General features: G+C 72.2%; 8 protein-coding genes. 3 read left to right on the top strand and 5 right to left on the bottom strand.

Annotated elements, in window-relative coordinates; all coding sequences use genetic code 11:
• Positions 1 to 115 precede the first annotated feature (115 nt).
• A complete protein-coding gene (locus K6I33_RS24180; protein ID WP_308297283.1) occupies positions 116 to 2,773 on the top strand; it encodes an amino acid permease in 2,658 nt (885 codons plus the stop codon).
• 3 nt (positions 2,774 to 2,776) lie between these two features.
• Here the strand turns inward: K6I33_RS24180 and K6I33_RS36395 are convergent, their stop codons facing one another.
• From K6I33_RS36395 to K6I33_RS24155, 5 genes are all read right to left on the bottom strand, one after another.
• The gene (locus K6I33_RS36395; protein ID WP_229356629.1) at positions 2,777 to 3,253 is read right to left on the bottom strand and encodes a CAP domain-containing protein; all 477 of its coding nucleotides are present in this window, start codon (positions 3,251 to 3,253) and stop codon (positions 2,777 to 2,779) included.
• A 182-nt stretch (positions 3,254 to 3,435) separates the two neighbouring features.
• A complete protein-coding gene (locus tag K6I33_RS24170) occupies positions 3,436 to 5,817 on the bottom strand; it encodes a phosphoketolase (protein ID WP_229356628.1) in 2,382 nt (793 codons plus the stop codon).
• Positions 5,818 to 5,936: 119 nt separating this feature from the next.
• Positions 5,937 to 6,275 carry a co-chaperone YbbN gene (locus K6I33_RS24165; RefSeq protein ID WP_229356627.1) on the bottom strand — a complete coding sequence of 113 codons (339 nt, stop codon included), beginning with the start codon at positions 6,273 to 6,275 and terminating at the stop codon, positions 5,937 to 5,939.
• A 106-nt stretch (positions 6,276 to 6,381) separates the two neighbouring features.
• Positions 6,382 to 8,001: a glutaminase A gene (glsA, locus tag K6I33_RS24160; protein ID WP_229356626.1), complete on the bottom strand. Its 1,620-nt coding sequence runs from the start codon at positions 7,999 to 8,001 to the stop codon at positions 6,382 to 6,384.
• A 179-nt stretch (positions 8,002 to 8,180) separates the two neighbouring features.
• Positions 8,181 to 8,729 (bottom strand): hypothetical protein, encoded by a 549-nt coding sequence (locus tag K6I33_RS24155; protein ID WP_229356625.1) that lies wholly within the window; start codon positions 8,727 to 8,729, stop codon positions 8,181 to 8,183.
• A 175-nt stretch (positions 8,730 to 8,904) separates the two neighbouring features.
• On the opposite strand from K6I33_RS24155, the gene K6I33_RS24150 reads away from it, so the two are divergent.
• Entirely contained in the window at positions 8,905 to 9,291 is a 387-nt protein-coding gene (locus tag K6I33_RS24150; protein ID WP_229356624.1) for a hypothetical protein, read from the top strand.
• A 46-nt stretch (positions 9,292 to 9,337) separates the two neighbouring features.
• Positions 9,338 to 10,870 (top strand): DUF6185 family protein (locus K6I33_RS24145; RefSeq protein ID WP_229356623.1); only part of this gene is annotated, 1,533 nt, incomplete at its 3' end.

Genomic DNA, 10,870 nt, shown 5'->3' with positions numbered 1-10,870 from the left:
CGCCTCCGCCCGGCGCGCTCGTCTGGCGGACCCGACCGCCCCCGGGGAAAATGGTGATCACGAGTTCCCTCGGCGTCGTGGGCTCTCCCGGCGAGATGCGGAGTTGGATGCGGGTGTGAAGCTCTTCGACGGTCCGGTCGAGTCCGCCGCGCCGCTCGCGCCCGGTCCCGGGGCCGGCGCCAAGGGGCTGAGGGCCGGTGCCCTGGGGCTGTTCTCCTCGGTCGCCATGGGCATGGCCTCCACCGCCCCGGCGTACAGCCTGGCGGCCACGCTCGGCCTGATCGTGGCCGGCGTCGGCCTCCAGGCGCCGGTCGTCACCATGCTGGCCTTCGTCCCGATGCTGCTGATCGCGTACGCCTTCCGGGAGCTCAACGCCACCGACGCCGACTGCGGGACCACCTTCACCTGGGCCTCCCGCGCCTTCGGCCCGCGCGTCGGCTGGATGGGCGGCTGGGGCATCATCGTCGCCGACATCATCGCCATGGCGAACCTCGCGGAGATCGCCGGCATCTACGGCTTCCGGCTGCTGGGGTACGACTCGCTCGCCGGGAGCCGGCTGTGGACCACCGTCGCCGGGGTCGCCTGGATCGCCGTGACGACCGCGGTCTGCTACGTGGGCATCCAGGTGTCGGCGGTCCTCCAGTGCTGGATGGTGTGCGTCGAGGTCGCGGTGCTGGTCCTGTTCGCGGTCGCCGCCCTGGTCAGGGTCTACGGCACCGGCGCCCCGCCGGCGTCGGTCCCCGTCTCCGCCTCCTGGTTCAACCCCCTCCACATCCCCTCCGCCAAGGCCCTGACCGAGGGCATCGTCGCCGCGGTCTTCATCTACTGGGGCTGGGACACCGCCGTCGCGGTCAACGAGGAGACCGCCGACAGCAGGAGCACCCCCGGACGGGCCGCGGTCGTCTCCACCGTGCTCCTCCTCGTCGTCTACGCCCTGGTGGCGACCTCGGCGCAGGCGTTCGCCGGCATCGGCGCCGAGGGCACCGGCCTGGGCAACAAGGCCAACTCCGGGGACGTCCTCTCCGGCCTGGGCGGTGCCGTCTTCGGCACCCAGGGCACCGGCTGGTTCCTCACCAAGCTGCTCATCTTCACCGTGCTGACCTCGGCGGTCGCGTCCACCCAGACCACGATCCTGCCGCTGGCCCGCACCGTCTTCTCCATGGCCGCCCACAAGGCCGTCCCCTCGCGCTTCGCCCGGATCCACCACAGGTTCCTCACCCCGACCTGGTCGACCGTCGGCGTGGGCGTCGTCTCCATCGGCTTCTTCGCCCTGCTGACCGTGATCAGCGGTGACGTGCTCGCCGACTCCATCAAGGCCGTCGGCCTCGCGATCGCGTTCTACTACGGCCTCACCGGCTTCGCCTGCGTCTGGTACTACCGCGCGGTGCTCACCCGCAGCCCCCGCGACCTGCTCTACAAGGGGCTGCTCCCGGGCCTCGGCGGGCTCATGATGCTCTGCCTGTTCTGCTACGCCGCCTTCGTCGTCTACGCCGACCCGGGCTACGGCGCGACCTCCTTCGACCTGCCGCTCGTCGGACGGGTCGGCGGGGTGAGCGTCGTGGGCCTGGGCGCCCTGCTGATCGGCGTCGTCCTGATGCTGGTCATCACCCGGGAGCACACCGCCGCCCTCAGCCTCCAGCGCGGCCTGCTGCCCCACCACCTGCCGGCGCTGACCGGCGTCGAGACGGCCAGCCGCTACGTGCCCGCCGACAGCCGCTCCGGGGTGGGCGGCGACTGGTTCGACGTCATCCCCCTGTCGAGCACCCGGGTCGGCCTGGTGGTCGGGGACGTCATCGGCCACGGGCTGAGCGCCGCCGCCACCATGGGCCGGCTGCGCACGAGCGTGCGCGTCCTGGCCCGGCTCGACCTCACGCCGGACGAACTGCTCGCCCGCCTGGACGACGTGGTCGGCCGGACCGCCGAGGAGGGGGCCGCCGAGGAACGGGCGCGCGGCCACGGCCGGGGCGGTCCGTGGGCTGGCCGCGACGAGGCCCTCGGGGTCACCTGCCTGTACGCGGTCTACGACCCGGTGACCGGGCTGTGCAGCATGGCGAGCGCGGGACACTCACCGCCCGCCGTCGTCGACCCGGACGGCGGCGCCGTCGGCCGTCCGGACCTCCCGGCGGGCCCGCCCCTGGGCCTGGGCGGCCCGCCCTTCCAGAGCGCGGAGCTCCAGCTGCCCGCCGGCACCCTGCTCGCCCTGTTCACCGACGGGCTCGTCCAGACCCCGGACCACGACACCGAGACCGGGCTCGGCCTGCTGAGCGGCGTCCTCACCCACCACCACCGCCCCCTGGAGGAGCTCTGCGACCGCACCGTCGCCGCCCTGCTGCCCGGACCGGTGGACGACGACGCCGCCCTCCTCCTCGTCCGCACCCGGCGGCTCGGCGAGCACCAGGTGGCCGTCTGGGAACTGGACGCCGAGCCGGCGGCCGTCGCGGACGCCCGGGCCGCCACGACCCGCCGGCTGAGCGAATGGGGGCTCGACGACCTGGCGTTCACGACCGAACTGATCGTCAGCGAACTGGTCACCAACGCCGTCCGCTACGCCGCAGGCGGACCGGTCCACGTCCGCCTGATCCGTGACCGCAGCCTCGTCTGCGAGGTCTCCGACACCGGCCACACCTCGCCCCACCTGCGCCACGCCGCCGTCGACGACGAGGGCGGCCGGGGCCTGTTCATCATCGCCCAGATCACCCAGCGCTGGGGCACCCGCTACACCCCCACCGGCAAGACCATCTGGACCGACCAGCCCCTGCCGACGGCGGAGTGAGCGCTACTCCCTGCTCCCGAAGTCCTGGGTCCAGAAGGGGCCTTCGGGAGCGGTGGCGATGCCGACGCCCATCTCCTTGAACGAGCAGTCGAGGATGTTCTCCCGGTGCCCCGCGCTGCGCATCCAGGCGTCCATCACCGCGGCCGGGGTCGCCTGGCCCCGGGCGATGTTCTCCCCGTAGGCGTCCCAGCGATAGCCGGCCGCGGATATCCGCGCCCCGGGGTCCGCGCCGCCGGGGTCGGTGTGGCCGAAGAAGTGCCGTTCGGCCATGTCGTCGGAGTGCTTCTGGGCGGCGGCGGTCAGCTGGGGGCTGATCCGCAGCGGGGCACAACCGGCGGCGTGCCGATGGGCGTTGACGAGGGTGGTTATCTGCTGTCGCAGGGATGCGGTGGTGTCGGCCCCGGCCGGTGCGGCCCGGCTGAGGCCGACGACGAGGACGGCGGCGGTGGTGAGGACGAGCGACGTCGGACGAGGACGCACGAGGGCTCCCGGTGGCCGGAGCGGTGTGACGGCGGTTCCAGGATTCCCGATGCCCCCGGGGCCGGTGAACCGGCGTTCCGCCGCTGACGGAGGCGCGAGGCGGGGCCCGTGCGAGGCCGTGTGGCATCAGGCCGCCCGGTGGGGCGGCCGGGACGGAAAGGGCCGGGCGTCCGCCCGGAGGGTCAGGTGTCCCAGGTCCAGTCGGCGACCTCCGGGAGGTCGGTGCCGTGCTCGCGGATCCAGACGTGGTGGCGGGCGCGGGCGTCCTCCATGGCCTGCCGTACCCCGGCGGCCCGGACGGCGAGGCCGGGGATGCGGTCGATGACGTCCATGGCGAGGCGGTAGCGGTCGAGGTCGTTGCGGACGACCATGTCGAAGGGCGTGGTGGTGGTGCCGATCTCCTTGTAGCCGCGGACGTGCAGATGAGGGTGACCGGTGCGGCGGTAGGCGAGGCGGTGGATGAGCCAGGGGTAGCCGTGGTAGGCGAAGACGACCGGCCTGTCGGTGGTGAATAGCGCGTCGTACTCGGCGTCGCTCATCCCGTGCGGGTGTTCCCCCGGGGGCTGCAGCCGGGCCAGGTCGACGACGTTGACCACGCGGAGTGCCAGGTCCGGCAGGTGACGGCGGAGGAGCTGGGCCGCGGCCAGGACCTCCTGGGTGGGGACGTCCCCGGCGCAGGCGAGGACGGCGTCGGGTTCCCGGGTGCCGTCCTCGGTGCCGGCCCACGTCCAGACGCCGGCGCCCCGGGCGCAGTGCGCCCGCGCCTGGTCCGGGCCCAGCCAGTCGAAGCAGGGCTGTTTGCCGGCGACGACGACGTTGACGTAGTCGCGGCTGCGCAGCACGTGGTCGGCAACCGAGAGCAGGGTGTTGGCGTCCGGCGGGAGGTAGACCCGTACGGCTTCGGGGCTCTTGTTGAGGATGTGGTCGATGAAGCCGGGGTCCTGGTGGGAGAAGCCGTTGTGGTCCTGGCGCCACACATGCGAGGTGAGCAGGTAGTTGAGGGAGGCGACGGGGCGGCGCCAGGGGAGGCGGCGGGTGACGCGCAGCCATTTGACGTGCTGGTTGACCATGGAGTCGACGATGTGGACGAACGCCTCGTAGCAGGAGAACAGCCCGTGCCGGCCGGTGAGCAGATAGCCCTCCAGCCAGCCCTGGCAGGTGTGTTCGGACAGGATCTCCATGACGCGGCCCTGCCGGTCGAGGTTCTCGTCCACGGGAAGGATCTCGGCCTGCCAGGCCTTTCCGGTGGCCCGGTAGACGGCCTGGAGGCGGTTGGAGGCCGTCTCGTCGGGGCCGACGAGACGGAAGTCCCGGCGCTCCCGGGTGGCCTCCATGACGTGCTCCAGCAGTTCGCCCAGGACACGCGTGGGCTCGTGGCGGGTCGTGCCGGGCTTGTCGACCGGTACCGCGAAGTGCTCCAGCGGGGGCAGGGGCAGCTCGCGCAGCAGCAGGCCGCCGTTGGCGTGCGGTGTCGCCCCCAGCCTGCGGGTGCCCTCGGGCACGCAGGCGAGCACCTCGGGGCGCGGGCGGCCCTGTTCGTCGAAGAGCTCCTCCGGGCGGTACGAGCGCAGCCACGCCTCCAGTCGCCGCAGGTGCTCCGGGTTGTCGCGGACTCCGGCGAGCGGTACCTGGTGGGCGCGCCAGGTGCCCTCGACCGGCAGGCCGTCGACTTCGGCGGGGCCGGTCCAGCCCTTGGGGGTGCGCAGGACGACGACCGGCCAGTGAGGGCGCTCGGTGGCCCCCTCCCGCCGGGCCGCGCGCTGGACGAGGGCGATCCGGTCGAGGGCGGTGTCCAGGGCGGCGGCCATGGCCCGGTGGACGGTCAGGGGGTCGTCGCCGGAGACGTGGAGCGGCTCGTGGCCGTAGCCGCGCAGCAGGTCGTCGAGCTCCTGCTCGGGGAGGCGGGCGAGGACGGCCGGGTTGGCGATCTTGTAGCCGTTGAGGTGGAGGACGGGCAGGACCGCCCCGTCGTGCACCGGGTCGAGGAACTTGTTCGAGTGCCAGGAGGCGGCCAGCGGCCCGGTCTCGGCCTCGCCGTCGCCGATGACGCACGCGACGACCAGGTCCGGGTTGTCGAAGGCGGCTCCGTAGGCGTGGGAGAGGGAGTAGCCCAGCTCCCCGCCCTCGTGGATCGACCCCGGGGTCTCGGGGGCGACGTGGCTGGGCACGCCGCCGGGGAAGGAGAACTGCCGGAACAGCCGCTCCATGCCCGTCGCGTCACGGCTGACGTCGGGGTACGTCTCCGCGTACGTCCCCTCCAGCCATGAGTTGGCCAGCACCGCGGGCCCGCCGTGTCCCGGCCCCCAGACGCACAGGGCGGAAAGGTCCCGGGCGCGGATGACGCGGTTGAGGTGGGTGTGGACCAGGTTCAGGCCCGGCGAGGTGCCCCAGTGGCCCAGCAGCCGGGGCTTGACGTGCTCGGGGCGCAACGGCTGCCGCAGCAGCGGGTTGCCCATCAGGTAGATCTGCCCGACGGCCAGGTAGTTCGCGGCCCGCCAGTGGGCGTCCAGGTCCCGTAGCTCCCGGTCGGTGAGGGCGGTGGCCGGGGCGGTGCTCTCCCGCATGACTGCCTCCGAGAAGGGGTGAGGCGTGCCGGGCGTCTCTGTCCGGCCCCCAGCCTGCTCCGGGCCGGAGGACATCGCCAGGGCCGGTCGGCCTCCGTGTCCCGGCCACGACGGCTCGTTCAGGAGGGCCCCATGGCCCCGACTCCGCCGATCAGCTCCCGCAGCGCCTCCGGGCTCGGTGCCACGGTCTCGGCGAGCCTGGAGCCGCCGCGGAACGCGACGAAGGCCGGCACGGGGCCGACGCCCGCCTTCTGGACGACGTCGTAGGCCTCGTCCACGTCGACGCTGTGGAAACCGACCGTGCCGGAGAACTCGGGGAGCTCCGAGAGCCGCTCGAAGACCGGGGCGATCGTCCGGCAGAGATTGGCCCAGGTGGCGCAGAAGCAGATGACCACCGGCCTCTCCTGGGCGATGGCCCGCTCGAACTCGTCCAGGCTCGTCAGCGGCGTGACCGGCATGCTCCTGCACCCCTCGGCGACGGATCGGCTCTCGTGATGGCCCGCGGGGCCATGCAAAACCGTTCCACGACTCCGGCCGCTCCGCACCCCGGCGGGAGCGCGGCGGTCATGTGCCGTCCGCGGCCCCGGCCAGCAGCCCGGCCAGTTCCTGGTGCCCGGAGCGGTCGGCGTCGTCCAGGGGGGTGCCGCCCCAGCGGTCCACCGGCCGGGGGTCGACCCCTCTGGACAGGAGGAACTCCACCACGTCCCGGTGCCCTTCGGCCGCTGCCAGATGGAGGGCGGTGCGTCCGTCGTAGTCGGCGGCGTCGAGGGGGACGTTGCAGGCGGCCAGCCGGCGGATCTCGTTGACGTCGCCCCGGCTGGCGGCGAAGCACAGGCCCACGATGCCCTCGGTGGCGCTCTGGTGGCGCTTGAGGCGGGGGTCGCGTTTGCCGGTCTCCGCGCCGGTGCCGGTGAGGAGGTCGTAGGTGTGGACGTTGTAGCAGTCGACCAGGCGCCGGCAGACCTCGATGCCGCGCACCGAGTTCCCGTGGCCGTCCAGCCGGGGCGACCAGATGGCGATGCCCATCAGCTGGGGGACGACCAGCATCAGCGCGCCCGAGACGCCGCTCTTGGCGGGCAGGCCGATGGTGAAGGCGAACTCGCCGGAGAAGTCGTACATCCCGCACGAGGACATCAGCGACAGGCAGTGGCGCACGGTCTGCGTGGAGAACACCGGGTCCTCCGTCAGCGGGCAGACCCCGGCGTTGGCCAGGGAGGCCGCCGCGACGGCCAGTTGGCGCGCGTCGACCTCGATGGAGCAGCACTGGATGTAGAACTCGAGGGTGGCCAGCAGATCGGTGCCGGGAGGGAAGGCGCCGCGTTCGCGCATCGAGTAGCCGAGGGCGAAGTTGCGGTCTGCGGTGCTGCGCTCGGACAGGTAGACGGAGTTGTTGAACCCGACGCTCCGCCCGCCGGCCAGCCGCTTCCAGGTCTCGGCGACGAAGTCGAAGCGGTCCGCGGCGTCCAGGCCGCGCTGGATGAGCGCGCAGCTCATGATCGCACCGGCGTTTATCATCGGGTTGTGCGGCAGCCCGGCCTTGTTGAAGGTCAGCTCGTTGAAGCCCTGGCCGCTGGGCTCCCTGCCCATGTGACGGTGGACGGTGTCGGGACCGTGCTCCTCGAGGGTCAGGCAGTAGCCGACGGTCTTGGACACCGACTGGAGGCAGAAGTTGACCTCCGCGTCGCCGATGGAGAACCGCTGCCCGTCCACCGTGCACACCGAGATCGCGAACTGGTCCGGGTTCACCCGCGCGAGCTGGGGGATGTACGCGGCGACGGAGCCGCTCCGGTCGGCGCGGACCTCCTCGTAGATGCGCCGGAGGTCGGCCACCAGCGCGGGGAAGTCCGGAACCATGAGTTCCCCGCAGGCGGCCCGCTCGATGATGCCCCGGTTGTGCTGGGTCGCGGCGGTGAACTCCTCGGCGGTCAGCAGCAGCGGCTCGGCCGCCGCCGACGGCGTGGGCCGCACACGGTCCAGATGGGCGACGGTCTCGGCGATCCGGGGGTCGTCGCGCAGGATGCCCGCCTCGCCCAGCACCTCCAGCAGCCGGCCGGGGGAGAGCCGGCCGGAGGCGTCCAGGGCGAAACAGCCGAGGACGTCCGCGTCCGTCTCCCCGCCCCGGTCGGCGGCCCTGGGCGCACAGGAGACGGCCGTGGTCCGCTTCCCGCTCTTCGCAGCAGGCATGGCACCCCTCCGGCCCCGGGAATCTCCGTCGCGCCGACGATTCCCGGCCACCGGGGGCGAAAACCAGCCAGACCGTGGTCCGTTCGCCCGGGCCGGTGGTGCGGTGGTGAGCGCCGGTGCGCGCTGCGCCGTACGCGCCGCACGCCCCCGGAACGCTACGGCGCCGCCGGGGTCCTCGCTCAGGAGGGGCGCCGTCGCGCGGTGATGTAGCTGAACGGCGCGGACACCCCGGCGCTGTGGTGGCCGGCGGCCGTGAGGGCCAGGGACAGGCGTGCGCGCGGCTTGAGGTCGAAACCCGCGGTGGCGTGCAGCGCGCCGAGCGCGATCTCGCCGCCGCAGCCCACGGCCGCGTAGCCGTCGGCGGGTTCGCCTATCTGGTAGTCGTCGAAGACGGTGAACAGGCGGCCGTATATGCCGACGAGGAACGTCCCGGCCTGTTCCTGCTCGGAGTCCTTGCGCGCCCAGCCGCCCTCCTTGAGGCAGGAGCGCAGCTTGTCGACGAAGACGGTGGCCATGAACCGGTCCAGGTCGCCCTTGGGCCTGGGCGCCTTGAACGCGTGGTGCAGCAGCTGTCCCATGCGGAAGCTGCTGGTGAAGCCCATGGCGTAGGGACCATTGCGGAAGATCTTGGTATCCCGGCGGACGGTGATTCTGAGCCCGGCGACACCTGCCGAGTCCCCGCCCAGATGCACCCGCCCGTTGTGCACGAGCCCGACGATCACGGTCATGGCCGCCCCTTCCCCGGGGCCCTCCCTCGGTGCCCCCTTTCGATACTTCGCCGGGGGAAACGGGCGGAAACCGGGCAACGGCACCGGCCCCCTGTTGGCGAGTCTGAATTGCGGTGAGTGATGCATATGCCTACGCTTTTGTCCGTCTGCTGAAAATGCCATCGAGGAGTGAGCCATGGGAAACCGGACGATCTCTCCCGACCGGACGCTGCCCTCCTTCGAGGAGGCCGAGGGCCTGGGGCCCGAGGACAGCCAGTTCGTACGCGACCTGGTGGCCGTGCTGGAGAAACACGGGAATCTCGACCGCTTCGGCCTGTGCCTGCTGCACGCCCACTTCCCCGTCGCCGCCGACGAGGTCCTGGTCGAGACCCACGACATCGCGGCGCGCACGCTGCGCATCCAGGTCGAGAAGGCCACGGCCACCGGCCACACCCGGCCCTCCCAGTGGCGGTTCGTCAAAACGGGTGGTGACGGCGCAGGAGCCGAGGGACAGGTGTGTCAGGTGATTCTCCAGTGCACTCCGGTCAGCGGCTGCCCGGCCGACAGGAGCAGGCTGTCGTGAGAACGGGCCGGGTGCCGCGCGGCCCCGGAGAGCGGCGCATGCCGTCGTGACGGGGGGCCCGTGGCGGCGCTGTGCCGTGGTGCTGCTCGCCTGCCTCGTCTGCTGGGCGGCCGGGTGGCCCGCACGGGCACACGCCGACGGGGCCCCGCGGGCCGAAGACTGTCATACGGCGCAACTGGCCGATGCCCGCACGCAGGTCGATCTGCGGCTGGAGAACCACGCTCGCTCCGTCGCCGAGGCCAAGGGGACGATGACGGTACAGGTGCCGACGGCCTGGCGATACTCCGACGATCTGTTGCTGAGCGAGGATTCCGCCGGCTACCGGCATGCGATGCGCTGTCTTCTGCGGGATCCGCAGTCCATGAAGCGCCCCGAGGAGTGGCGCACGCACAGCCCACAGGTCAAGGCCGGGGCGTCCCGGGTCGAGGTCCGCTACGAGACGCTCTTCTTCTTCAACAAAGGCGGGCTCTCCCACGTCGGGCCTTGGGGGGTGGACGTCCACAGCAGGAAGTGGGACCTGGAGCTCATCGCCCCACCGGCGCTCAAGGGCGCTCACTGGGATCGCCTGCAGATCGACCTGGGCGGGCTCGACGCCAACAAGTTCAATCCCATGCCGTCGACCGCGAGCAACGGGCGCATGGTGTGGACCGGGCTCGGCGCGTCCGCCGGGTCGCGCCCGATGGTGGCGGTCCAAGTGGTGCCGCCCTGGCAGCGGGGCTGGGCGGCGAGCGACGATGCCGCGACGTTGCTGGTCGCCAACGCGGCCGGTGTGACCGCCTGGTGGTTGGGCACGTCGGTCGTCATCGTCCTGGCGGCCCTGCGCGCCCGTCGTCAGCCCGCCGGGCCGGAGCTCACCGCCCTGGAACGGAACAGTGGCACCGCCTTGTGGCAGTGGGGCTTGCTCAAGGCTGTCCTGGGCGTCATGGTCCTGCTGCTGTTCAAGACGATCCTCGCCGTCGTCGACGTTCCCGCCCTCAAGCGCCCCGACTGGATCGGCGACAGCGTGCTCATCGGCATCCTGGCCGGCTGGCTGCTCGTCGTCACCTCCCGGCCGAGGAGGTCCTTCCTGGTGGCCTCGTCGGTCATCGCGGTGGCAGCGGGACTGGTGGCCATGGCCCCGTCCCTGTTCGGGCTTCCCGTGCAACTGGCCGATGCCAAAGGCCGGACCGGCTCCGCCGGCTTCGCCGTGCTGGTGGCGCTGGCGGCGGCCGTGCAGTGGCTGTGGCTGGCTGGCTTTGTGCTGTGGGGCTGGACGCTCGCCCACAAAGGCGGGCTGCTCCGCCTGAAGGCGGCCCCCTGGCGGCTGCGTCGCCTCGGCCCCGTACTCGTCGTGGTCGTCGCCTTGTTCATCACCTGGGCGGCCTGGTTCGACGAACACAAGTGGCAGCGGACCACCTGGCTGATGGACCGCAGTGCCGGCGTCTATCACTCAGTCCATGTCACCGCACTCGTCTATGACGCGGTTCACTACGCGGCTCAGGTCCCGCTCTGGTACTACACCCACGTCTGGGTCCTGACCGGTCTCGCGATCGTCGCCCTGCTCCGGGCCAGGGACCTCGCCCCCGCCGTCCCCTACGCC

Source organism: Streptomyces sp. UNOB3_S3 (genome assembly GCF_020740895.1).
In the GTDB taxonomy this organism is placed as follows: Bacteria; Actinomycetota; Actinomycetes; order Streptomycetales; family Streptomycetaceae; genus Streptomyces.
Note: the sequence above shows the minus strand (reverse complement) of the source record. Positions and strands in the feature narration are given on the sequence as shown.

What these genes read in the sequence shown, in the direction of transcription:
- K6I33_RS24170 (WP_229356628.1), bottom strand. Translation starts at nt 5,817, where the DNA reads ATGCGGGAGAGCACCGCCCCGGCCACCGCCCTCACCGACCGGGAGCTA.
- K6I33_RS24165 (WP_229356627.1), bottom strand. Translation starts at nt 6,275, where the DNA reads ATGCCGGTCACGCCGCTGACGAGCCTGGACGAGTTCGAGCGGGCCATC.
- glsA (WP_229356626.1), bottom strand. Translation starts at nt 8,001, where the DNA reads ATGCCTGCTGCGAAGAGCGGGAAGCGGACCACGGCCGTCTCCTGTGCG.
- K6I33_RS24155 (WP_229356625.1), bottom strand. Translation starts at nt 8,729, where the DNA reads ATGACCGTGATCGTCGGGCTCGTGCACAACGGGCGGGTGCATCTGGGC.
- K6I33_RS24150 (WP_229356624.1), top strand. Translation starts at nt 8,905, where the DNA reads ATGGGAAACCGGACGATCTCTCCCGACCGGACGCTGCCCTCCTTCGAG.